Here is a 23927-nt window from a genome sequence, read left to right as displayed (position 1 = left end):
GGGTAAATCACTTCTGTCGTCAGAAAGCTGTCAGGCGCAAACAGACCTCAACAGTGACGAATGGCACGGCTTTCACCGGCGCAACTGCGGATCGCCTGCAAGGTGAAGCAAGATGTGGCGCACGACCGGACGCACTAAAACAAGGGGTCAGAATTTTGACGCAAGAGATGAGTATGTGGCTGGTGCCTGCATTGGCAATGCTGGCAGCCGGTCTTGTCGCAGGTTTCGCCGCCGGTATTTTCGGTATTGGCGGCGGTTTCGTTGTGGTGCCCGCTCTGATGCTGGTGCTGCCCTTGCTGGGTGGTGACAAGCATCAGTTGGCGCATGTCGCCATCGGTACGTCGGCGGCCACCATTATTCTGACCTCGATCCGCTCGTTGCGATCGCATGCCAAACGCGGGGCGGTCGAGTTCGAGATCTTGAAGTCATGGGCACCATGGCTGGTCATCGGCGACACCGTGGGCGTGATGCTGGCCGGCAAGGTCGACGGGCACATCCTGCTGATCATCTTCGCCGTGGGCGTGGCGCTGATGTCGCTGAATTTCCTGCTGCCCTTCATGGCTGACCGCAAGATCAGCGACAACATGCCCGGCCTGATGCCGCGCGTCGCCATCGCCGGTGGCCTGGGCACCTTCTCCTCTCTGCTGGGCATCGGTGGCGGCACCATCGCCATCATGGTGATGACGCTGTGCGGCCGTTCGATCCACAAGGCGATCGCCACCGCTTCGGGCATCGGCACGCTGATCGCCATTCCCAGCGCCATCGGCTTTGCCATCATCGGCTTTGGTGAGGCTGGCCTGCCCTGGGGTTCGCTGGGCTTCGTCAACGTGCCTGCCACGGTGGCGATCGCCTCGATGTCGATCATCTCGGCGCCCTGGGGTGTGGCCGCCGCGCACAGCCTGCCCTCGGGCCCGCTGCGCAAGATCTTCGGCGTCTACCTCGTCGTGATCGCGGCGGTGATGTTCAAGAACGCCATGCACATGGCGCACTGATTGAGTTAAGGGGGAGGCGGCTTGGCCTCCCCTTTTCATTTTGCGATACCAAAAAACATGAGGGCAACATGACGGTCGAACTGGACAACCAGACCATCGATACTCTTTCCGCCGAGGCACAGGACGACCTGCTCTCGCGCGGGTTCAACCGCCGCGATCTGGCGCGCATCGCCGCCGTTTTCGGCACCGGCGCCGCCATGGTCGCCGCCAGCGGCACGCCCGCCTGGGCCTCGGGCGGCGTGCCCGACCCGGCTCCCACCGCCAAGACGCGCATCGGCGCCAATGAATGCTGGACCGGCCCGCTGATGCCCGGCCAGGCCGCCGCCGCCAAGATGATCGCCCAGTCGAACCGCTATGCTCCGCATGACGAGCGCGGTGATTTCATCAAGGCGGTGATGCAGGTCGAAGGCGTGCCCTACGATCACGTCGCCCCCTGGCCTGGTTCGTCGGACCCGCTGTGCCGCTCGGTCATCACCTTCTGCTCGCCCACCAAGGGTCTGGTCACCGCCGATCCCACCTTCGAACTGGCCGGGCGCACCGCCCAGTGGCTGGGCGCGCCGGTGAAGGCCGTGCCGCTGCTGCCCGACATGCGCCATGACGTGAAGGGCATGCTGGCCGCCAATCCCAACGCCGGCCTCTATTATGTCTGCACGCCCAACAACCCGACCGGCACGATCACGCCGATCGAGGACATCGTGTGGCTGCTGGAGAACAAGCCCGCCGGTTCGATGGTGCTGGTCGATGAGGCCTACACCCATTTCGCGGGTGTGCCGGTCGCCTCGAAGCTGACGATGAAGTATCCCGACCTGATCGTGATGCGCACCTTCTCGAAGATCTTCGGCATGGCCGGGATGCGCATGGGCTTCATCATGACCCAGCCCGCCAACATCGAGAAGATGATGCGTTACGATGGCGGCATGCAGTCGGGCGCCCTGCCGCTGCCTTCGCTGGTCTGCGCCACGGCCAGCCTGCTCGACGCGCAGGGCATCGCCAAGCGCAAGGCCGAGATGGAACTGGCCCGCGCCTATGCGCTGGACGTGCTGAAGAAGAAGGGCATCAAGACGATGCCGACCCACGCCAACATGTTCATGATCGACTGGGGCAACAAGTCGGCCAAGGAGATGCAGACCAAGTTCCGCGCCCAAAGCGTGGAAATCGGCCGTAGCTGGCCGATCTGGCCCAATGTGTCGCGTCTGACCGTGGGCTCGATGGACGACATGAAGAACTTCGCCCTGGCGCTGGACAAGGTCTGGACCGCCTGAGCTGACGTCAACACACGGCATGGGTGAGGGGCAGATGATCGCCTGACCCTCGCCCCCGCCGACCATGAGGCCGCTCCCGCAAGGGGGCGGCCTTTTGTGTTACGGGGCGGCGTTGGCGTAAGGCGGCGAGGCGCTGGTGGGTTGCCCCAGATACAGCACGCCCGAATAGGGCTGACCCGGCTGGGACAGCAGCTCGACATGCCGCTGCGGCGGATTGCTGGTCACCCCGCTTGCCATGGGCTGGGTGTCGCAGGTCACGGGGCGGCCCATGCAGGCCCAGATGCTGCCGCCATTGCCCTGCGTGTCGAGCGTGATGGTCCGCTCGGGCGGCAGATAGCTGGCCATGGTGCGATAGGGGCGGGTCGGAGCGGCCTGTATGGCGTGCACATTGCCGACCAGCACCACCATCGTCGTGTCGGGCCTGGCCTGAGCCATCAGCCGCTGCGCCATGGCCTCCTCGCGCGCGGCGGCGGTGGAGAGCGCGGGGGACGCCGCCGGTTGAAAACCGATGACGCGATCGATCCGGTGAGCGGCCTTCATCGCGCGCAAGGTTTCAAACAATTGGAAATAGGCGATGCTCGACCGGCCATCGGGCGGCGTGTGCCAGATCAAGGCCTTGCCGAAAGCGGCCCGCGCCTTCTCGCCGCCATCCGAGGCCATGAAGGCGTCGATGGCGTCCTGACCCGCCTCATTCTGCTCGACCGCAGCGGTGACGGGGCGGGTGGCCGCGGTCAGGCAGACGGCATCGGCAAAGATCCGGGGGATCTCGCTCGACCCATGCATTTCCCCGATCACCAGAAAATCGAGGTCGGGGCGCTGGTCGATGGCGTTCCAGCCGGGGATGGGGTTGCAAGGCGGGCTGGCCGGGGCGGCACCGCCCGGTGAAGACAGGGCGGCCAGAAAAAGCAGGGCATGCATACGGCAACATCCGATCGGCTTGGGAGCGTTGACCGGATGATGCCGCAAAACATCGCGCGCCAAAAGGGAAAGGCGCTGCCGGTTTTCCGACAGCGCCCCTCCCTCAACCGAAAAGGTGTTTCAGATTACCACTTGAAGCTGATGCGGCCGTAGTAATAGCCGCCGTTGATGCCGTAGGGCGAGAAGGTCGGATAGACGTTGCTGCCGTAGGAGCTGTTGCCCGAGGCCAACTGACCCGCGCGGATGGCTTCGTAGTTGGTCTTGGTGGGATAGTGGTTGGTCAGATTGTTGGCGCCCACCGTCAGCTTCACGTTCTTGACGACGTCATAGGCCAGTTCCAGATCCGTGATGAACGCCGGGGCGATGTGGATGCGGAAGTCGTTACCGGCATAGTCGGTCGAGAGCAGGCCCGAGGCGGCATAGAAGCTCTCACGCAGGTTGGCGCTGAATTTGCCCTTCTTCCAGAAGGCACCGGCCGTCGCGCGGAACTTGGGCGTGGTGTCTTCAAGGTTGGAGACGTCATACTTCGAGATCAGCGCCGAGGCGGTCGGGTTGGTCGTGCTCTGATACAGGGCCGAAGGCAGGGCCGCGATGCTGAGCACCTTGTTGTCGTTGTAGTTCATCGACAGCGACCAGTCGACATGGCCCAGATCGCCCAGATCGCTGGCATAGGTGGCCATGAAATCGACGCCGCGGGTGCGCATCTTCACGCCATTGGCAAAGGTCTGGATCGCCACCGAGCCCGAGGTGTTGCGCACGTTGGGCGTCACGGCGGTGTTGGTCAGGATGTAGGCGGGAATACCGTTCACCGCCGAGCTGACCGCGTTGTAAACGGCCGACTGGTTGTAGAGGTTGTAGAGATCCTGACTGAAGGTGGCGACGCAGCCCGCAACCGTGGGCGAGGTGCCCGCGGCATTGTACAGGTTCGCCGGGCAGTACTGGCCGCGATAGCCATAGAAGCTGGAGGAGACGATGATGCGGTCGCGGATCGTGGTCTGATAGGCGTCGATGGTGATCGTCAGCTTGGGCGCCGGGTTGAAGACCAGACCGGCCGAGAAGCTGGTCGACTTTTCAGGCTTCAGGCCGCCAAAGCCCAGCGCCGCGGCGCCCGGCGAGTTGGCGGGCAGCACGCCGCTGATGCTGCTGGGGCCGACGTTCAGGCCCGAGTAGAAGGCTTCGGCCAGCGTCGGGGCGCGGAAGCCGGTCGACACGGTGCCACGGATGGCGATGGCGGGGCTGAAGTCGTAACGGCTGGTCAGCTTGAAGACGGTGGTGTCGCCAAAGTCGCTGAAGTGTTCGTGACGGACCGCGCCATCGACCAGCCAGGACTTGATCGGCTTGATGCTGAGGTCGAGGTATTGCGCGAAGTTGTTGCGCTTGTGGTTGCCGGCGTCATTGGGCGTGTAGCCGAAGAAGGACTGCGCGCCGCTGCCGTAATAGGAGGTCGGGTCGCCCGCCGCGATGGCATAGGTTTCACGGCGATATTCCAGACCGCCCGCGACGTTCAGGGGCCCTGCGAGACCCAGGTCGAACGCATGGGTCAAGTCCAGCGTGGTGTCGAGCATCGTGGTCGAGAAGGTGCCGTCATGATAGCGGCTGGGCGACACGCCGGTGGGCGAGAGGGCCGCGATCGAGATGTTGGCCGAGTCCACGGTGTAGACGCCGATCTCGTCCTTCGAATACTGGACGGCCAGATCGAAGGTGGTGTCGTGGACGGCGCCCTTGAAGCCGCCGGTGACCTGATAGTCGGTTTCCTGAACCTCCTCCTTGGGCGAGAAGCCCGAGGGGAAGACCACCGTGCCGGTCGAGCCGACGACGCGGTCGGGGGTGCGATAGTTTTCGTAGGCACGGGCGGTTTTCTTGCCGATGCTGCCGAAGCTGTAGGCTTCGAAACCGTCGAACTCGTAACCCGCATTATATTCGATCGAGGTCTGCTTGACCTGCGGATCGCCCGAAATACGGTTCACATAGGGATAATTTCCGGCGCCGGTGAGCTGGTACTTGGGATTGGACAGATAGCCTGCCGCCGTGGTGCTGGGGCCGAACACGCGCGGATCGACGTCGCCACGGAAGCTGTAGTCCTTCGACTTGGTTTCGGCGGTGATGTTCAGATAAGCGCCCTCGAAGGGCTCGATGCCGATGTTCCCCGCATAGGTGAAGCTGCGGCCGCCCTGGTCGAAGTAATGGCCGCCGGTGGCGTTGATGGTGCCGCCGTGGTTGCTCTTCTTCTGGATGAAGTTGATGACGCCCGCGATAGCGTCGGTGCCGTATTGCGCGGCGGCGCCGTCGGTCAGCACTTCGACGTGATCGACCGAGTCAGGCAGGATGAAGCTGATGTCAGGCGCGGCGCCACCGCCGTAGGGGCCGCCCGAAACGTTGACGTTGGCGCTGCCGTGACGGCGGTGGCCGTTCACCAGGATCAGCGTGTGGTTGGGCGACAGGCCGCGCAGCTTCATGGCGGGGCTCAGCGCGGCAAGGTCGCTGCCGAAAGCTTGGGCCTGAATCTGCGGCAGGTTCTGCGCCAGGCTCTGGATCAGGTCGGGCGAACCGGTGCGCTTAAGCATCTCGCTGCCCATGATCTGGATCGGCGCCGGGCTGTCAGCGGCCTTCATGCCGGTGGTGCGGGTGCCGGTCACGATGATCGCGCCGCCATCGTCGTCGCCAGCGGCGGGCGCGGCAACCGGAGCGGGCGCAGGTGCGGCGGCAGCGATGGCGGGCAAGGCGTATGCCCCGGCAATCACCAATGCCAGCATGGAAGTCGTTGTCTTGTTCATAAAGCCCCCTTTTCTTTGCGAAACAGAGCGCTTTCAGTCATCCCCGAGTATTCATGATCTTTGGGTGCTTCAGGGCTTGCGGATGGCCTTTATGAGGTTCGCCCGCTGTGCCCTGAGAACCATTATTCTTGTGTCTTCAGTGCCTTCGCCCCGAAAGCGGCTGTCATGCCATCGAGAGGCAGCAGCCGATCGTCCCCGAAAACGGGAGCGATGGCGGCTTTATTTCTGGCGGGGGAGTTAAAGTCGCTGCCTGCAACCTTGATCGAAACGGTGATGGCGTCGGTCCGAAGATCCGCGCCCTTCATCCGGTTCGGGTGAAGGAATACTGGCAAGCCGGGCCCTTCGGCGCCGACCATATCATATGGCGACCCTTGCTTTTGCAAAGCTGTACACTCGTCCCTGAATAATTTTGCGTCATTCCTTTGGGGATTGGCGCAATTGACTGTCCTTCGATGCTGCAAAGAAGCCATGAAATGCCGGATCACGGCATGGGGCATTTTACCACTATGGGTAGTAAGCTGTTGTTGACCGGCAACACTATGCTTTTTCTATGCTTCTGAAGGGGTTTTCAGAAGCGCGACGCAGGCGCTGCGATCATGACTATTGTGCTGATATGGTGACGAAGTTTTCAGCATGGATGGCGATGCGGTTATGATATGGCCGCAGCCTGTCAGGCCGGGCGAAGGGGGCGGGTGTTTGCCCCATGCGCTCTGCATGGAGAGCCCAAAGCGCAAAACCTCCCGGAAACCGTCCTGTTTCCGCACAGGACAAGAGCGCCTCGCCGTGTTGCCGAAGGCGTAAAACGCTTTGCCAAGTGCGCATGCGGCTCCTATTCGCGCCGCTTCCGGTTTCAATCAGGACGCACGATGACCAGCCCGCATATGCCCGCCCGCTATCGCCCGGATATCGACGGGCTGCGCGCGGTGGCGGTCGGATCGGTGATCGCCTTCCATGCTTTCTTCCGTCAGCATTTCGGCGGCTTTGTCGGCGTCGACATCTTCTTCGTCATTTCCGGCTATCTGATCACCGGCATCCTGCTGCGCGAACTGGATGAGGACCGCTTCATCTTCGCCCGCTTCTATGCGCGGCGGGTGAGGCGCATCTATCCCGCCTTGGTGGTGGTGATGGCGGCCGTGCTGGGCTTCGGCTGGCTGGAACTGTTCGATCAGGATTTCCATCGGCTGGCGCTGCATGTCGCGGCCAGCGCGGGCTTTGTCGTCAACCTCGTGCTCTATCGCGAGGCAGGCTATTTCGACACCGCCTCCGACGCCAAGCCGCTGCTCCATCTATGGAGCCTCGGCGTGGAGGAGCAGTTCTACATCCTCTGGCCGGTGCTGCTGCTGATCGCGCATCGCATCGGGCGTCGGCTGGGCAGGGGCGTGTTGTGGTGGGTGCTGGGCGCGCTGATGCTGGCCAGCTTCACCCATGCGGTGCTGCTGATGCGGCACGATATCTCCGCCGCCTTCTATTGGCCCAGCGCGCGTGGCTGGGAACTGCTGGCAGGCGCTGCTCTGGCGCTGCTCCATCGGCGCGAAAGCACCCGCCAACCCGGCGCGGCGCTGGCCACGGCGCTGGGGCTGGGCGGTCTGGGGCTGATCGCCGCCAGCCTGATCTTCGTCACGGCCGAAAAGCCGTTCCCCGGCTGGAATGCCGTGCCTGCCGTGGCGGGCGCCGTGCTGCTGATCGCCGCCGGCCCGCTGGGGTGGGTCAACCGCTTTGTGCTGGGATTGCCGCCGATGCGCTGGCTGGGGCAGATCAGCTATCCGCTCTATCTTTGGCACTGGCCGCTGCTGGCCTATGCCGCCATTGCCGGTTTCGACAGCGTGACGGCGCGTGCCATCGCCATGGCGGCTGCTGTGCTGTTGGCCTGGCTGACCATGGCTCTGGTGGAGGAAAAGCTGCGCTTTGGCGGGCGTTCCGGGCTCAAGCTGTGGGGGCTGGTGACGGCGATGGCGGCGTTGGGCCTGTTTGGGCTCTGGGCATGGCACAAGCCGCTGCCTTCCTACACCTCCGGACGCGCGGCGGCCTTTGCACGCCAGCTCAACTGGCAGACGGCGGTAGGCAGCAGCGCGCAGAAAGCCGCCTGCTACCGCCTGATGCCCGAGCGTGTCGGGCTGGCGCATCCGGTGCAGAACGACTTCTGCTATCTGATGCATGATGGCCCGCCCGATGTGGCGATGATCGGCGACTCGCTCAACCTCAGCCTGTTCCCCGGCATGGCGCATGTCACCCGCCACAATCTGCTGCTGGCCTCCGCCAGCGAGGCGGCGCCTTTCTACGATGCGCGCACCACCGACGTGCCCGACCACAGCCGGCTGGGCAATTACCGCCTGACCAATCAGGCGCTGGATTACGCCATCGGCGCGCGTTCGGTGAAGGTGGTGCTGCTCTCCTATCTCAATGCCGACCGGCTGTTCTCGCCGGGCTCGGGCCATTACATTCAGGATATGCGCGGCACCGAGGACACCGACGTCAACGGCGGCGAGAATGTCGAGGTGCCCGCCGACCCCGCCATCGACGGCCCGGCCACCATGGAGGCGGCGATGCGCCGCACGCTGAATCGGTTGGCTCTGGCGCATAAGAAGGTGATCATCCTGCTCTCCAACCGGCGGCTCAGCTTCAATCCCGCGACTTGCCTCGACAGTCTGCGCCCCGTTCATGCCGCCATGGGCAACCGCCCTTGCGCCGTGCCCGACAATGACGAGAACGCCCGCCATCGTCAGGCCTTTGTGCAGCGGGTGAGCGCGGTGGTGAAGGCCTATCCCAATGTCACGCTGTTCGATGTCTCGGCGCCGCTGTGTCAGGGCGGGCTGTGCTATGCGATGCGCGATGGGCATATGCTCTATCGCGACGATCTCCATGTGTCCGAGGATGGCGCCACGCTGATCGCGCCTTCGCTGGAGGCGGCCATCGATGCGGCGATGAAGCGCTAGGCCGCCTTGGGCAGCCTGCAGACGGGCGCCTTGCGTCAAATACCCCAGAGCAGGATATAAGGTTACACCGTAAGCCTTGCCTCTCTGGGGAGATTTCATGCTGCATATCGCCAATCGACTGGCCCAATTGGGGATCACGCTGCCCGATCTCACCGCGCCGGTGGCCAATTATGTGCCTTTCGTGCGTTCGGGGCGGATTGTGCAGATCTCCGGGCAACTGGCGCGTTCGGGCGAGACGATCGTCAAGGGCAGGGTGGGCGTCGATCTGACGTTGGAGCAGGGGCAGGCCGCCGCCCGCATCTGCGCGATCAATCTGCTGGCGCAATTCCGCGCGGCCTGCGGCGGCGATCTCGACCGGGTGGTGCGGGTGATGCGGCTGGGCGGCTATGTGCAGGTGGGGCCCGAGTTCGATGCCATCCCACAGGTGGTTAACGGCGCCTCGGATCTGATGGTCGATGTCTTCGGTGACAAGGGGCGCCATGCCCGCAGCGCCATCGGCGTCTACCGCCTGCCGCTGGGCGTCGCCGTCGAGGTCGATGCCATGATCGAAGTCGCCTGAAAGGACACGCCATGACCAACCGCCGCGATTTTCTGCTGCAGGCCGGGGCGATGGGCGCGGCGGCTCTGGCCGGACCGATGCCCGCTTATGCGGCTCCCGACGACTGGGCCGCGATGGAGCGCCAGATGGCGGCGCTCTACACGGTGGATCGCAGGCTGATCAATTTCGACGCCGCCTATTATGGTGCGATGACCCATCCCGTCGATGCCGCCTACCGCGAGAAGATCGACTGGGTGAACCGCTACAACTCCACCTTCCTGCGCGATGGCGTGCCCGGCGCCCCGCGCGATGTGGAACTCGCCAAATCGAGCGATGCGGTGGCCAAACTCATCGGCGCCCAGAGCGACGAGGTGGCGCTGGCAGGCGGCGGGACCGAGGCGCTCTATGCGCTGATCGCCAATTACCGGGGCGTGAAGTCGGGCGATGCGGTGATCTACGCCGATGTCGATTACGACGAGATGCAATATGCCATGGACTATCTGGGGCAGAGCAGGGGCGCTCAGGTCGTGCGCTTCTCGATCCCCGAGCCGCAAACGCGCGCCAACATTCTGGCCGCCTATGAGAAAGTGCTGAAGGACACGCCGCGTGCGAAACTGCTGCTGGTCACCCATGTCTCCAACCGCAACGGCCTGATCCCGCCGGTGGCAGAGATCGTCGCCATGGCCAAGGCGCGGGGTGTGGATGTGATCCTCGATTCCGCGCAGGCGGTGGGCCAGATGCCCTTTGATGTGAAGGCGACCGGCGCGGATTTCATCGGCTTCTCGCTTCACAAATGGCTCGGCGCGCCTTTGGGTGTGGGCGGCATCTACATCGCGAAGGCGCGGCAGGGCGATATTGCGCCCTGGCTGGGCAACCGCATCCACGCCGCAGACGATATCCGCGCCCGCCTGCCCACCGGCACGGTGGATTTCGCGGCGCGCTTGACCATTCCCACCGCCATCGATGTGCTGGGCCAGATCGGCATCGAGCGCAAATATGGCTTTCTCAGGCATCTGCGCAACCGCTGGGTCGATGGCGTGCGCGACATTCCCGGCCTGACGCTGATGCTGCCCGATGAAGCCGGCAATTACGGTGCGATCAGTTCCTTCCGCCTGCCGGGCATGGCAACCATCGATCAGGCCAAACGCGCCCAGCAGGTTTTCGTGCAAAAGCATGGGCTTCTGGTGGTGGCCAAGGCGGGGCTCGCGGCGGGGCCGGGGCTGCGCGTGACGCCCGCCCTGTTCAACACCGTCGCGGAGATCGACCGGCTGGTTGCGGCGATTCACGCGGAAAAGGGGATGTTTGCCTGATAAGAACCGGGATGCGGCCTTGGTCTCATGCGTCGAACCGCTCTGGACGATTCGCATAGGATGCACTATATACCGCTCGGTATGGAAACCATCGAAGACAGCGTCGTGACGGTTGAGCCGGTTGCCCCCACTCGCGGGCGCCCGCGTCAGTTTTGCCCTGATCAGGCGCTGACGGCGGCGCTGCAGGTGTTCTGGGCGCGTGGCTACGAAGGCGCCTCGATGGCTGAACTGACCGAGGCGATGGGCATCACCAAGCCCAGCCTCTATGCCTGCTTCGGCAATAAGGAAGCCCTGTTTTGCAAGGCGCTCGACCTCTATGAGCGCGACAAGATGGCCTATGTGCAAAAGGCGCTTGAGGCGCCCAGCGCCAAGGGCGTGGCCGAACAGTTCCTGCGCGGCGCGCTGGCGCTGCAGACCGGCACGACCGATCCGCGCTGCTGCCTTGGCGTGATCAGCGCCGTAGCCTGCACGACTCAGGCCGACTCGATCAAGCATGAGGTCATGGCGCGTCAGGCATCGTCCAATCAGGCGATCATCGATCGGTTCCGCCGCGCCAAGGCCGAAGGCGACCTGCCCGAAGGCGTCGAGCCCGAGGCGCTGCAGTCCTATCTGTCCGCCGTGCTTCAGGGCATGGGCGTGCAGGCCAGCTCGGGCGCCAGCCCGGAAAAGCTGGCGCAACTGGTGGAAACCACGCTGGCGCTGTGGCCGGGCCGCTGACGTCCCGCGCTTTGGCGACATTCTGAAAAACCGGCCGGGCGGTTTCTCCGTCCTGTCACCATCCTCACGTATGATCCCGATGGGCGGGTAGGTGCGCTATGCGTTCTGGCCATGGTCGACCTTCCATCTGAACCCCGCCTGAAAAAATTACCAATCGGTATAGAAATGCGGTTGACGGTTGCGCTGCAGCATTCTATACCGCTCGGTATTGAAGGCGCCGGGGCCACTCAGACCCCCCGCTGAAGCGCAGGACCATCCCCCGTCCCGTCCTGCTGCCCCGACGTCTTCATGTCCGCGATGCCATGCAGGATGGCATCGTTCGCGGCCCACCCTGCTTTGCCCTCCTACCCATAGGGGCAAGGCAGAGAGCGTGGCCGACACCGGTTCCCGTCCGGCGGTGCGCCAGCCACCCGATTGCGCCCGCCGGATGGGGGCCGGTTCAAACAGGGTTGAGAGTTCTGTCATTGCGGTTGGCTGCATGCCGGCGCTGTGCCCGTTCGCGTCTTTGGCGCGATCCGCGGGTGCTGGCGCTTTTGTGCGCCTGCGGCAGGGGCAGGGCTCCCGATGCTGTCCCCGTTTCAAATGTCTCGAGTCCGACAGACAGCCGGAGTTTCCTCATGGATATGCAAACCACCCTCAAGACTCGCGCCGAAGCCGAGGCGGCGGCGGAAACCCGCGCGCCCCGCTCGTTCTCGACCCGCAATCTGGCGATTGGCGCCATGGCGCTGGCTTTCGTTGCCGGCATCGGCTGGCAGGCGCTGCACCGCCCGGCGCAGGCCACCATCGCCCCCGAAGTGGTGCTTGGCGTCGCCACGCCGCTCGCCAGCCAGGTGGTGCAGTGGGACGATTATGTCGGCCGCTTCGCCCCCAGCCAGAGCGTCGAGGTGCGCCCCCGCGTCGCCGGGCAGATCACCGCGCTTCACTTCCATGACGGCGATCTGGTGCAGAAGGGCCAGTTGCTCTTCACCATCGACCAGCGCCCCTATCGCGCCGCTCTGGCCGAGGCGCAGGCCAATGTCGCCAGCGCCGCCAGCGCGCTTGCCCTTGCCAAATCCGATTATGCCCGCGTCGGCCGCCTGACGGGCGACGAGGCCGTTTCGGCAGGCGAGGTCGACAGTCTGCGTTCGCGCATGCAGTCCGCCGCTGCCGCTCTGGCCGCCGCTCAGGCCCGCGCTCAGCAGCGCGCGCTGGAGATGGAATGGACCCAGGTGCGCGCCCCCATCGCGGGCCGCATTTCGGATCGCCGCGTCGATGTCGGCAATCTGGTCGCGGCGGGTGAGGGGGCCAATGCCTCGCTGCTCACCACGATCAATGCGCTCAACCCGATCTATTACACCTTCGACTCGTCCGAAGCCCTGTACCTCAAGGCCCAGCGTGACCGCGCCCAGAACGGCAAGGCCCCCGAGGTCGAGATCAAGCTGCAGGACGAATCCGGCTACAACTGGAAGGGCCGTCTGGACTTCACCGACAACGGACTCGACCCGCATTCGGGCACGATCCGTGGCCGCGCCATCATCGACAATCCCAAGCTGTTCCTGTCGCCCGGCATGTTCGGCAACATGCGCCTGTCGAACGGCGGCACGGTGCAGGCGCTGATGGTGCCTGACGAGGCGATCCAGTCCGATCAGGCCCGCAAGACAGTGCTGGTCGTCGGCAAGGATGGCACCGTCGCCGCCAAGCCGGTGGAACTGGGCCCTGTGGTGCGCGGTCTGCGGATCATTCGCGGCGGGCTGCTGCCCACTGATCAGGTGGTCGTGACCAACTTCCAGGCAGCGATGCCCGGCGCCAAGGTCTCGACCCACAATGAGCCGATCAAGCCCGCGCCCGTGCCCACCGACGCCGGCATTTCGGCGCCCGTGGCCGCCCAGGCCACGCTGGCCCGCTAACCTTTTTGTTGGCCGCGTTTTCGCAAGCCGCCGGGTGTACCACCCGGCTTGAAAACGCTCTGACCTTCTCACGGGACACCCCCTCCCATGCGACTTTCCCGCTTCTTCATTGACAGGCCGATCTTTGCGGCCGTCATCGCCGTGGTGATCATGGTGGTTGGCGCGCTGGCTTTCGTCAGCCTGCCAATCAGCCAATATCCCAACATCGTGCCCCCCACGGTGACGGTCGCCGCCCAATATCCGGGCGCCTCCGCTGAAACCGTCGCCAACACCGTTGCCTCGCCCATCGAGCAGGAGATCAACGGTGTCGACAACATGCTCTATATGAGCAGCCAGTCGACGGGTGACGGCAAGGTGACCATCACCGTCACCTTCAAGGTCGGCACCGATCTCGATACCGCTCAGGTGCTGGTGCAGAACCGTGTCGCCGTGGCCGTGCCGCGCCTGCCCGAAGAGGTGCAGCGCCTTGGCGTCGTGACGCGCAAGACCACGCCGGACTTCCTGATGGTGGTCAATCTGCAGTCGCCTGATGGCAGTTTGAACCGCGACTATCTGTCGAACTATGCCCTCACGCAGGTCAAGGACCGCCTCGCGCGTCTCGATGGCGTGGGTGACATCAATCTGTTCGGCTCGCGCGATTATGGCATGCGCATCTGGATCGATCCGGGCCGCGCCGCCGCGCTGAACCTCACCGCCGGTGAGATCGTCGCCGCGCTGCGTGCCCAGAACGTGCAGGTGTCCTCCGGTGCGCTGGGTCAGCCGCCGGCCAACCACGGCGATGCCTTCCAGCTCGGCGTGGAAATGCAGGGCCGTCTGACCGAACCCCAGCAGTTCGCCGATATCGTCATCCGTACCGATGCCGATGGCCATCAGGTGCGCGTGCGCGATGTGGCGCGCGTGGAGCTGGGCGCCCAAGACTACAACATCAACACCTATCTCTCGAACAAGCCCACCGTGGTGATCGCGGTGATGCAGCGCCCAGGCTCGAACGCTCTGGAGGCTGCGGCCAAGGTCAAGCATGAGATGGACACCATCTCCAAGTCCTTCCCCAAGGGCATGGAATATTCGGTGATCTACAACCCCACCGAATTCATCAGCCAGTCGATCGACGCCGTGTATCACACGCTGTTCGAGGCCGTGGTGCTGGTGGTGCTGGTGATCCTGATCTTCCTGCAGAACTGGCGCGCGGCGATCATCCCGATCATCGCCATTCCGGTCTCGCTGGTGGGGTCCTCCGTGGTGCTGCTGGCGCTGGGCTATTCGCTCAACAACCTTTCGCTTTTCGGTCTGGTTCTAGCCATCGGCATTGTGGTCGATGACGCCATCGTGGTGGTCGAAAACGTCGAGCGTAACATCGAGAACGGGCTTTCCCCGCTGGAAGCCGCCCGCGTCTCGATGGATGAGGTCTCGACGGCGCTGGTCGCCATCGTGCTGGTGCTCTGCGCGGTCTTCGTGCCGACGCTGTTCATCACCGGCCTGTCGGGTGCGTTCTACAAGCAGTTCGCCGTGACCATCTCGACCGCGACGATCATCTCGCTGATCCTCTCGCTCACCCTCTCGCCCGCCGCCGCCGCCCTGCTGCTGCGCCACAAGCATGGCAGCATTGCCGACGATCACAGTAAGCCTGCCTGGCAGCGCCTGCTGGCCCGCGCCGCCGACCGTTTCAACGCGGGCTTCGAGCGTATGTCGGACGGCTATGCCCGCCTGACGCGCCGCATGCTGGGCGCACCCAAGAAGGTGATGGCCACCTATGCCGCGCTGATCGCGGCGACGGTGGGCATGTTCGTCATCACTCCCTCGGGCTTTATCCCGGCGCAGGATCAGGGCTATTTTCTGGCCGTGATCCAGCTTCCCTCGGGCGCTTCGCTGGAGCGTACCGATGCCGTCACCCGTGAGGTGGCCGCCAAGATCCTGCCCATTCAGGGTCTGCGCGGTGCGGTGATGTTTGCCGGTTTCCATGGTCCATCGCAGACCTCGGCGCCGAACTCTGCCGCCATCTACTTCCCCTTCAAGACCTTTGACGAGCGCAAGAAGCTGGGTGCCACCTACAAGGGCATCATGGATCAGGCGCAGAAGGCCGTGGCCGGTTACGACAAGGCTCGCATCATTCTGGTGCCGCCGCCGGTGATTCAGGGCATCGGTGCTGCCGGTGGTTACCGCTTCATGCTTCAGGACCGCGAGGGCCGTGGCTATGACGAACTGAACAAGCAGGCCTGGGCGCTGATTGCCAAGGCGAATGCCGAAAAGGGTCTGCATCAGGTCTACACGCTGTTCGACGTCGGCACGCCGCGCGTCTGGGCCGATGTCGACCGCCGCAAGGCCGATCTGCTGGGCGTTCCCCCTGAGCGTATCTTCGAGGCGTTGCAGGTCTATCTCGGCTCGTCCTTCGTCAATGACTTCAACCTGCTGGGCCGCACCTATCACGTGACCGCCCAGGCCGATCAGGCCAGCCGCGAAACGGTTGCCGACATTGCCAATCTGAAGACGCGTTCGAACACCGGGCAGATGGTGCCCATCGGTTCGGTCGCCACTTTCAGCGACAAGACCGGCCCCTACCGCGTGGTGCGCTACAACCTGCAACCCGCTGTCGAAATCGACGGTGACACGGCTCCGGGCTATTCGACCGGCCAGTCGCTCGCCACGATGGAGAAGCTCGCCGACACGCTGCCTGCCGGTTACGGCGGCGACTGGACGGACATCGCCTATCAGCAGAAGTATGCCGGCAACACCGCCGGTCTGGTCTTCGGCATGGCTGTGTTCTTCGTCTTCCTGGTGCTGGCTGCCCAGTATGAAAGCCTGGCTCTGCCTCTGTCGATCATCCTGATCGTGCCGATGTGCTTGCTGGCCGCGATGCTGGGGATCAATCTGCGCGGCATGGACAACAATGTCCTGACGCAGATCGGTCTGGTGGTGCTGATCGCCCTTGCGGCCAAGAACGCCATCCTTGTGGTGGAGTTCGCCAAGCAGGCTGAGGACGAGCAGGGCATGGACCCGTTGGAAGCCGCCGTCTTTGCCGCCCGCACCCGTCTCCGTCCGATCCTGATGACCTCGCTGGCCTTCATCCTCGGCGCCGTGCCGCTGGTGATGGCAACGGGCGCCGGTGCCGAATTGCGCCAGGCGCTGGGTACGGCGGTGTTCTTCGGCATGGCGGGCGTGACCGGTTTCGGCCTGCTCTACACCCCCAGCTTCTATGTGCTGCTGCGCAAGCTCTCCCTGCGGATGGCCCGCCGGAAGAACCGCAAGGCCACGCATGACTCCGCCTGGCAACCGGCGGAATAAGGAAAGACCCATGAAGATCAGGATGATCCTTCTGCTGGCGACAACCAGCCTGCTGGCCGCCTGCGCCGTGGGGCCCGATTACAAGGCCCCGAAAACCGCCCCTGTGGCCGCCGCTCCCTTCACGGGGGCGGCGAGCCCGGCCTTCACCCAGGAGGCCGCCGTCGATCACTGGTGGACGCTTTACAGCGATCCGCTGCTCGACCGGATGGTGGATGATGCGCTGAAAGCCAACACCGACATCCGCGTGGCGGCAGCCCGTGTGGAACGCGCCCGCGCCCTGCTGCGCAACGCCAAATCCGCGCGCCTGCCGAGCACCACGCTCGATGCCTCGGCCACGCGTGAGCGCTTTTCCGCCGCCCAGTTGAACTCTGCCAATCAGCAGCGCGAAGCCTGGTACTATGATGGCGGGCTCTCGCTCTCCTATGAGGTCGATCTGTTCGGCCGCGTGCGTCGCGGTGTCGAGGCGGCCCATGGCGACTGGCAAGCCGTGGAGGCCGATGCCGATGCGGTGCGCCTCGCGGTGATCTCGGACACGGTGCGCGCCTATCTGGACGTGACCACCAGCGCCGAGAGGCTGAAGGTGGCGCAGGATACGGTGGCGCTGCTCGACCAGTCGATCCGCATCACCGGGGCGCGTGTCGATGTGGGCCGGTCGGACCGGCTCGATCTGATCCGCTTCCAGACGCTGCGCGATCAGCAGGCCGCCATCATTCCGCAGCTCGAGGCCGATCGCAAATCGGCCCTGCTGCGGCTGGCCACGCTGACGGGCCGTGCGCCTCAGGATCTGCCTGCCGACGTGATCGCGCAGGTGGTCACGCCGCATCCCGCCAAGCCCATTCCGGTGGGCGACGGCGCGGCACTGCTGGCCCGCCGTCCCGATGTGCGCGCCGCCGAGCGCCGTCTGGCCGCCGACACCGCGCGCATCGGCGTGGCGACGGCGGACCTCTATCCGCGCATCACATTGGGCGGATCGGTGGGTTCCTCGGCCTTCACCGGCATGGATGTGCTGGGGTCGGAATCAACGCGCTGGTCTATCGGCCCGCTGATCAGTTGGAACTTCCCCAACATCGCGGCCACCCGCGCCAAGATTGCTGCCGCCAAGGCCGACAGCAAGGCCTCGCTGGCGACGTTTGACGGCACGGTGCTGACCGCGCTTGAGGAAACCGAGCGGGCGCTCTCCACCTATGCCCATGCTCAGGAGCGGACCGATACGCTGGCCCGCGCTCAGGATGAGGCGGCGCGGGCCGCGCGCATCAGCATGGCCCGTCAGCGCGAAGGGCGGATCGACTTCCTGACCGTGCTGGACGCACAGCGCACGCTGGCGCAGGCGCAGTCCGATCTGGTGGCGGCGCGGCGTGATGCGGCCTTTGCTCAGGTCGATGTGTTCCGCGCGCTTGCGGGCGGCTGGAGCTAACGTTTCCCGACCCAAGCGGGAAACGAAGAAGGGGCGGAAGGCCATGAACCTTCCGCCCCTTTTTTGTGGCCGATTGTGGCTGGCTTACAGCGTCTCGTCGGCGCCGATCGCGGTGTAGAGCGACAGGCGGTTCGACAGATCGGCCAGCGTGGCCGCCACCTGGCTCTGGCGCGAAGAATAGAGCGTGCGCTGGGCCGTCAACACATTGATATAGGCCAGTGTCCCGGCCTGATATTGCGCATCGGACAGCGTCAGGCTCTTCTGCGCGGCGCCGACCAGACGGCTCTGGGCGGCGCGCTGGTCGTCGATGGTGCCGCGCCGGGCGAGGGCATCGGACACGTCGCGGAAGGCGGTCTGCACCGCCTTTTCATACTGGGCGACATTGGCATCCCGCGTCGCCCTGGCCTTGGCCAGATCGGCAAAGCGCGTGCCACCGATCAGCGGCAGCGAGGCGGTGGGCTGCACCGTCCAGCCCTTCGAGCCCGATTGGAACAGATGGGCCAACGCCGTGCTGGCAAAGCCGCCCGTCGCCGTCAGGCTGATCGTCGGGAAGAAGGCCGCGCGGGCAGCGCCAATGCTGAAATTGGCACCCTTCAGAGTATGCTCGGCCTCGACCACATCGGGGCGCTGGAGCAGCACCTGCGAGGAAAGCCCCGCCGGAACCAGCGCGATGCTGCCATCGACATCGGACAGCGATGTGGGCAGAAGCGCCTCATCGACATGGCCGCCCACCAGCAGATCGAGCGCATTGCGGTCCTGCGCCACCTGCGTGGTGGCGCTGGCCATATCCGATTGCGCGGTGGCCAGCACGGTGCGCGCGGTTTCCACATCGACCGCATTGCCAAGCCCGGCATCGAGCAGCGATTGCGTCAGGTCCAGACTGCGTTTGGCGCTGGTGGCGGTGTCCTTGGCGATGGCCAGCAGATCCTCATCCGAGGCCAGCGTGACATAGGCCAGAGCGGTTTCCTGCACCAGGCTCAGCTTGGTCGAGCGCATGCCCGACTGGGTCGAGAGATAAGTCTCGAAACCCGCGCTGGCCTGATTGCGCAGCCGTCCCCACAGGTCGATCTCGAAGGAGGAGATGCCGATGTTGACGGCATTGTAGCCGCTGATGGCATTGGCCGCGCTGCTGCCGCCGGTGCGGCTGCCCGAGGCGGTGGCGCCGATGGTGGGGAAGATGCCCGCACGGTCGGCGCGATATTGCGCACGCGCCGCCACGACATTGGCCACTGCCGCGCGCAAGTCGCGGTTGTTGGCCAGCATCTGGGTGATGACCTGCTGCAGCTTGGGGTTGTTGATCAACTGCTGCCAGGTCAGGCCTGCTTTGGCGTCCTGATCCGGCGCGGGATAGGCCGCGCCCGTCGGCCATTGCTCGGCCACCGGGGCGGTGGGGCGGACATATTTGGGCGCCATGTTGCAGCCCGAAAGCAGCAAGGCGGCCAGCGACAGGGAGAAGGCGGGGCCTCTCATGTTAAACGCGCGCATCATGCGGTCTCGCTCGGAGTTTCGCTGTCGGAAGCATGGAACAGCTTGCCGATCACCATGAAGAACAGGGGGACGTAGAAGATCGCCAGCACCGTGGCGGTGATCATGCCGCCCGCAACGGCGGTGCCGATCTCGATCCGGCTTTCCGCGCCCACGCCGCTGGCGATCACCAGCGGGAAGACGCCCGCGATGAACGCGATCGAGGTCATCAGGATCGGGCGCAGGCGCAGTCTGGCCGCTTCGAGCACGGCATGCAGCATGTCCTGCCCTTCGCGGCGCGAGGCTTCGGCAAATTCCACGATCAGGATCGCGTTCTTGGCCGCCAGACCGATGGTGGTGAGCAGACCGACCTGGAAATAGATGTCGTTCTGCAAGCCCCGGACCGTCACCGACAGCACGGCGCCGATGATGCCCAGAGGCAGCACCATCAGCACGGCCAGCGGCACCGACCAGCTTTCATAGAGCGCGGCAAGGCACAGGAACACCACCAGCACCGAGAGCGCATAGAGGTAAGGCGCCTGACCCGAGGACTCGTTCTGCTGATAGGACAGCGAGGACCAGGCATAGGTCAGCTCCGGCGCGATCTTCTGCTGAAGCGCGACGATTTCCTTCATCGCCTCGCCCGAGCTGACGCCAGCGCCCGCGCTGCCGTCGATCTCATAGGCCGACTGGCCGTTGAAGCGCGACACGATGTTCGGGCCGTTCTCCCACTTGGTGGTGGCAAAGGCCGAGAAGGGCACCATATTGCCGTTGGTGCTGGAACGGACATACCATTTCTCGATGTCCTCGGGCAGCATGCGCGCGGCGGAATCGCCCTGCACATAGACGCGCTTCACACGGCCGCGATCCACGAAGTCATTGACGTAGTTGCTGCCCCAGGCGGTGGTCAGCACATTGTTCACGTCGCTTTCGCTCAGGCCCAGCACGGCCAGCTTGGCCTCGTCGATGTTGATGCGCAGCTGCGGGGCATCGACCAGCGTGGCGGCGCGCACCTGCGCCAGCTTGGGATCGGCATTGGCCGCGGCGATCAGCTTGTCGCGCAGCTCCTCGAAGGTGGCACGATCGAGGTTGGCACTGTTGAGCAGCTCGAAGGTGAAGCCGCTCGACTGGCCCAGGCCGCGAATGGCCGGGGGTGCCAGCGGGAAGACCGTGGCATCGCGGATCTTGCTGAACTCCATCATCGCCCGCTTGTTAATCGAGCCGACCGAGTCCTTGCTGCTGGTACGATCATCGAAGGGCGCCAGGGCGACAAAGCCCATGCCCGCATTCTGGCCCTGACCGTTGAAGCTGAAGCCGTTGACGACCATGGCCTGAGCGACGTTCTTCTTCTCGTCACCCATGTAGAAGGCCTGGATCTGGTCGCCGACCTTCTGCGCCCGCTCGTCCGTGGCGCCGGGGGGGAGCTGGAACATGACCATGGCCATGCCCTGATCCTCATCGGGCAGGAAGCCGGTGGGCAGGCGGGTGAAGAGCAGCGCCATCGCCACCACAATGGCGGCAAACACGCCCAGATGCAGGGCCCGGCGGGCGATCACGCTTTCGACCTTGCCCAGATAGGAGGTGGTCTTGGCGTCCAGCCAGCGGTTGAAGGTGCCGAACATGCCGGTACGGTGAAGCGGATCGTGGTCACCGCCCTTGAGCATGGTGGCGCACAGCGCGGGCGAGAGCACCAGCGCGACGATCACCGAGAGCATCATCGCCGAAACGATGGTCACCGAGAACTGGCGATAGATCACGCCGGTCGATCCGCCAAAGAAGGCCATCGGCAGCAGCACCGCCGAGAGCACCAGCGCGATGCCCACCAGCGCCGAGCCGATCTCGTCCATCGACTCGATGGTGGCCTCGCGCGGATTGAGGCCCTTTTCGGTCATCAGGCGCTCGACATTCTCGACCACCACGATGGCGTCGTCGACCAGCAGGCCGATGGCCAGCACCATGCCGAACATCGTCAGCGTGTTGACCGAATAGCCGAAGGCGGCAAGGATGCCGAAGGTGCCCAGCAGCACCACCGGCACCGCGATGGCGGGCACCAGCGTGGCGCGCCAGCTCTGCAGGAAGAGATACATCACCGCGACCACCAGCAGGATGGCGATCACCAGCGTCTCGATCACCTCATGGATCGAGGTTTTCACGAAGGTGGTGCTGTCGACCGGATAGGCCACCGTATAGCCCGAGGGCATGCCCTTGGAGAGCTGCTCCACCTTGGCGCGGACAGCGGCGGCGGTCTTGATGGCGTCGGCCCCGGCGGCAAGCTGCACGGCAAGACCGGCGGCGGGATGGCCGTTGAGGCGGGCCGAGAAGCCGTAATCCTCTGGCCCCAGCTCGGCGCGGGCGACATCCGACAGGCGCACGATCGAGCCGTCGGTCAGAGTCTTGACGACGATGTTGTTGAACTGCTCGGGGGTCTGCAGGCGCGACTTGGCCTTGACCACGGCGTTGATCGCCTGGCCCCTGACGGCGGGGAGCTGGCCGATCTGGCCTGCCGAAACCTCGACGTTCTGGGCGGCGATGGCGGCGGTGACGTCCGAGGGCATCAGCTTGCGCGCGGCCAGCTTGGTCGGGTCCAGCCAGACGCGCATGGCATATTGCGCGCCGAAGACCTGGGTCTGGCCCACGCCGTTCACGCGGCCGATCTCGTCGTTGATGTGGCTGACCAGATAGTCGCCGATGTCCGAGGAATCGGCGCGGTTGCTCTCGTCATAGAGGGCGACCACCATCAGGAAGTCGGCGGCGGCCTTGGTGACGGTCACGCCGCGCTGCTGCACTTCGGTGGGCAGGCGCGATGTGGCCTGCTGCACCTTGTTCTGCACCTGCACCTGCGCCGTATCCGGGTTGGTGCCCTTGGCGAAGGTGACGGTGATCGTCGCCTGACCCGAGGCCGAGGAGGTGGAAGAGAAGTACAGCAGATTGTCGACGCCGGTGAGCTGCTGCTCGATGATCTGGGTGACGCTGGATTCCAGCGTCTCGGCCGAGGCGCCCGGATAGGTCGCGGTGATGGCGATCTCGGGCGGAGAGACGTCGGGATACTGCTCGATGGGCAGCGACAGGATCGCACCGATGCCCGCCAGCATGATGGCGATCGCCACCACCCATGCAAAGATCGGCCTGTCGATGAAGAAACGACTGATACTCATGGGATCAACCCCCGATCTTCACGAGCGTGGGCTTCACCGTGGCGCCCGGAAGCGCCTTGTCGGTGCCCTGCACGATCAGATGGTCGCCGGGCTTGAGCCCTTCGGAGACGACCCACATGTTGCCGACGGCCTTCACGGGCTTGATCTTGCGCTGCACGACCTTGTTCTGCGCATCGACCACCAGAGCATAGGGATCGCCCTTGGTGTCGCGGATGATGCCCTGCTGCGGCGCCATCACGGCGTTGGGGACGATGCCCTGCGGCGTCTCGATCCGCACGAACATGCCGGGCAGCAGAATGCGCTGCGGGTTGGGGATGCGGGCACGCAGCACGACGGTGCCGGCGTTTTCATCCACGCTCACTTCGCTGAACTCGATGGTGCCGGCATAGGGATAGTCGCTGCCATCCTCCAGCTTGAGATGCACGGTGGCGCTGGCGGGCAGCACGCTGCCATTGGCGAGCTGCTTGCGCAGGGCCAGCAGTTGGGCGCTCGACTGGGTGATGTCGACATAGATCGGGTCGAGCTGGGTGATGGTGGCCAGCGCCGTGGTCTGCGAGGCCTGCACCAGCGCGCCCACCGTCACCGAGGAACGCCCGATGCGGCCCGAGATCGGCGCCAGCACCTTGGTGTATTCCAGATTGAGGTTGGCGGCGCGCAGATTGGCCTCATACTGGTGAAGCGAGGCGCGGGCCGTGCCCGCCGCGGCGATGGCATCGTCGATGTCCTGCTTGGACACGGCCTGGTTGTCACTCAGCTTGCGATAGCGGTCGGCCTTGTTCTGGGCGGTGACCAGATTGGCCTTGGCGCTTTCGATCTGCGCGGCGATCTGATCGCGCGAGGCGCGGTAGGAGCGCGCATCGATCACATACAGCGCCTGACCGGCCTTCACATCGCTGCCTTCCTTGAACAGGCGCTCGCGGATGATGCCGTCGACCTGGGGGCGCACGTCAGAGGTGGTGGTGGCGGTGATGCGCCCGGTCAGCTCGGTGCTGAGCGCGGCCTGCGTGCCCTGCAGCTCGACATAGCCGACATCCGTCGGGGGGCGGGTGGGGGGGAGCCTGATGGCCGGAACAGGCGGCCAGAACGGTCAGAATGGCCAGGGGGGAGACCATGCGGGCGGGCGAACGGGGGGCGAAAAGAGGCATGGAGAGCAAATGCTCTTTTGCGCTGCAACAAGCCAGAAGTTTTTGGGTATGAATTTGTGCTTTCAACGTGTCTTTCGGTACCTCATCGTAGGTCTTTGTATCGGAATGTACGGGCCCCTTGTCACGGGTTGGACAAGCAC

General features: G+C 64.8%; 15 protein-coding genes. 9 read left to right on the top strand and 6 right to left on the bottom strand.

From position 1 onward, the window contains the following. Positions 1-155 precede the first annotated feature (155 nt). The gene (locus tag ABDW49_RS12835) at positions 156-992 is read left to right on the top strand and encodes a sulfite exporter TauE/SafE family protein (RefSeq protein ID WP_343612380.1); all 837 of its coding nucleotides are present in this window, start codon (positions 156-158) and stop codon (positions 990-992) included. A gap of 68 nt (positions 993-1060) precedes the next feature. After that, positions 1061-2254: an aminotransferase class I/II-fold pyridoxal phosphate-dependent enzyme gene (locus ABDW49_RS12830; RefSeq protein ID WP_343612379.1), complete on the top strand. Its 1194-nt coding sequence runs from the start codon at positions 1061-1063 to the stop codon at positions 2252-2254. Between the two features lie 99 nt (positions 2255-2353). Here the strand turns inward: ABDW49_RS12830 and ABDW49_RS12825 are convergent, their stop codons facing one another. The 3 genes from ABDW49_RS12825 to ABDW49_RS12815 all read right to left on the bottom strand — a co-directional run bounded on the left by ABDW49_RS12825 (position 2354) and on the right by ABDW49_RS12815 (position 6302). Beyond that, positions 2354-3172 carry a hypothetical protein gene (locus ABDW49_RS12825; RefSeq protein ID WP_343612377.1) on the bottom strand — a complete coding sequence of 273 codons (819 nt, stop codon included), beginning with the start codon at positions 3170-3172 and terminating at the stop codon, positions 2354-2356. Positions 3173-3297: 125 nt separating this feature from the next. Further along, positions 3298-5946, bottom strand: a complete 2649-nt coding sequence (locus ABDW49_RS12820) for a TonB-dependent receptor (protein WP_343612375.1) — start codon at positions 5944-5946, stop codon at positions 3298-3300. Between the two features lie 122 nt (positions 5947-6068). Beyond that, positions 6069-6302 (bottom strand): hypothetical protein, encoded by a 234-nt coding sequence (locus ABDW49_RS12815; protein ID WP_343612373.1) that lies wholly within the window; start codon positions 6300-6302, stop codon positions 6069-6071. A gap of 510 nt (positions 6303-6812) precedes the next feature. Between ABDW49_RS12815 and ABDW49_RS12810 the strand changes: the two genes are divergently transcribed. The 7 genes from ABDW49_RS12810 (at position 6813) to ABDW49_RS12780 (ending at position 18023) form a co-directional block, all read left to right on the top strand. After that, the gene (locus ABDW49_RS12810; RefSeq protein WP_343612371.1) at positions 6813-8879 is read left to right on the top strand and encodes an acyltransferase family protein; all 2067 of its coding nucleotides are present in this window, start codon (positions 6813-6815) and stop codon (positions 8877-8879) included. A gap of 97 nt (positions 8880-8976) precedes the next feature. Next, positions 8977-9438, top strand: a complete 462-nt coding sequence (locus tag ABDW49_RS12805; RefSeq protein ID WP_343612369.1) for a RidA family protein — start codon at positions 8977-8979, stop codon at positions 9436-9438. 11 nt (positions 9439-9449) lie between these two features. Further along, positions 9450-10727, top strand: coding sequence for an aminotransferase class V-fold PLP-dependent enzyme (locus tag ABDW49_RS12800; protein ID WP_343612367.1), 1278 nt, complete (start codon positions 9450-9452; stop codon positions 10725-10727). A gap of 81 nt (positions 10728-10808) precedes the next feature. Continuing rightward, positions 10809-11444 (top strand): TetR/AcrR family transcriptional regulator, encoded by a 636-nt coding sequence (locus ABDW49_RS12795; protein ID WP_343612365.1) that lies wholly within the window; start codon positions 10809-10811, stop codon positions 11442-11444. Positions 11445-12067: 623 nt separating this feature from the next. Continuing rightward, positions 12068-13330, top strand: a complete 1263-nt coding sequence (locus ABDW49_RS12790; protein ID WP_343614276.1) for an efflux RND transporter periplasmic adaptor subunit — start codon at positions 12068-12070, stop codon at positions 13328-13330. A gap of 87 nt (positions 13331-13417) precedes the next feature. Further along, positions 13418-16609: a multidrug efflux RND transporter permease subunit gene (locus tag ABDW49_RS12785; protein WP_343612363.1), complete on the top strand. Its 3192-nt coding sequence runs from the start codon at positions 13418-13420 to the stop codon at positions 16607-16609. A gap of 10 nt (positions 16610-16619) precedes the next feature. Continuing rightward, entirely contained in the window at positions 16620-18023 is a 1404-nt protein-coding gene (locus ABDW49_RS12780) for a TolC family protein (protein WP_343612361.1), read from the top strand. An 84-nt stretch (positions 18024-18107) separates the two neighbouring features. On the opposite strand, the gene ABDW49_RS12775 is transcribed toward ABDW49_RS12780, so the two are convergent. Genes ABDW49_RS12775 through ABDW49_RS12765 form a run of 3 tightly spaced genes read right to left on the bottom strand, consistent with a single transcriptional unit; the run spans position 18108 to position 23705 of the window. After that, positions 18108-19511: an efflux transporter outer membrane subunit gene (locus ABDW49_RS12775; protein ID WP_343612360.1), complete on the bottom strand. Its 1404-nt coding sequence runs from the start codon at positions 19509-19511 to the stop codon at positions 18108-18110. Further along, positions 19508-22642: an efflux RND transporter permease subunit gene (locus ABDW49_RS12770; protein ID WP_343612359.1), complete on the bottom strand. Its 3135-nt coding sequence runs from the start codon at positions 22640-22642 to the stop codon at positions 19508-19510. Before ABDW49_RS12770 ends, ABDW49_RS12775 begins: the two co-directional genes overlap by 4 nt. A 4-nt stretch (positions 22643-22646) precedes the next feature. Then, a complete protein-coding gene (locus ABDW49_RS12765; protein WP_343614275.1) occupies positions 22647-23705 on the bottom strand; it encodes an efflux RND transporter periplasmic adaptor subunit in 1059 nt (352 codons plus the stop codon). Positions 23706-23927: the final 222 nt, after the last annotated feature.

This window comes from Novosphingobium sp., from assembly GCF_039595395.1.
In the GTDB taxonomy this organism is placed as follows: Bacteria; Pseudomonadota; Alphaproteobacteria; order Sphingomonadales; family Sphingomonadaceae; genus Novosphingobium.
The sequence above is the reverse complement of the archived record's forward strand: the minus strand, read 5'-3'. Positions and strand labels throughout refer to the sequence as shown.

Bases quoted from the DNA above. Each gene is read 5' to 3' on its own strand.
- ABDW49_RS12775 (WP_343612360.1), bottom strand. From the start codon at position 19,511: ATGATGCGCGCGTTTAACATGAGAGGCCCCGCCTTCTCCCTGTCGCTG.
- ABDW49_RS12805 (WP_343612369.1), top strand. From the start codon at position 8,977: ATGCTGCATATCGCCAATCGACTGGCCCAATTGGGGATCACGCTGCCC.
- ABDW49_RS12780 (WP_343612361.1), top strand. From the start codon at position 16,620: ATGAAGATCAGGATGATCCTTCTGCTGGCGACAACCAGCCTGCTGGCC.
- ABDW49_RS12790 (WP_343614276.1), top strand. From the start codon at position 12,068: ATGCAAACCACCCTCAAGACTCGCGCCGAAGCCGAGGCGGCGGCGGAA.
- ABDW49_RS12800 (WP_343612367.1), top strand. From the start codon at position 9,450: ATGACCAACCGCCGCGATTTTCTGCTGCAGGCCGGGGCGATGGGCGCG.
- ABDW49_RS12820 (WP_343612375.1), bottom strand. From the start codon at position 5,946: ATGAACAAGACAACGACTTCCATGCTGGCATTGGTGATTGCCGGGGCA.
- ABDW49_RS12795 (WP_343612365.1), top strand. From the start codon at position 10,809: ATGGAAACCATCGAAGACAGCGTCGTGACGGTTGAGCCGGTTGCCCCC.
- ABDW49_RS12830 (WP_343612379.1), top strand. From the start codon at position 1,061: ATGACGGTCGAACTGGACAACCAGACCATCGATACTCTTTCCGCCGAG.
- ABDW49_RS12770 (WP_343612359.1), bottom strand. From the start codon at position 22,642: ATGAGTATCAGTCGTTTCTTCATCGACAGGCCGATCTTTGCATGGGTG.
- ABDW49_RS12815 (WP_343612373.1), bottom strand. From the start codon at position 6,302: ATGGTCGGCGCCGAAGGGCCCGGCTTGCCAGTATTCCTTCACCCGAAC.
- ABDW49_RS12785 (WP_343612363.1), top strand. From the start codon at position 13,418: ATGCGACTTTCCCGCTTCTTCATTGACAGGCCGATCTTTGCGGCCGTC.
- ABDW49_RS12825 (WP_343612377.1), bottom strand. From the start codon at position 3,172: ATGCATGCCCTGCTTTTTCTGGCCGCCCTGTCTTCACCGGGCGGTGCC.
- ABDW49_RS12810 (WP_343612371.1), top strand. From the start codon at position 6,813: ATGACCAGCCCGCATATGCCCGCCCGCTATCGCCCGGATATCGACGGG.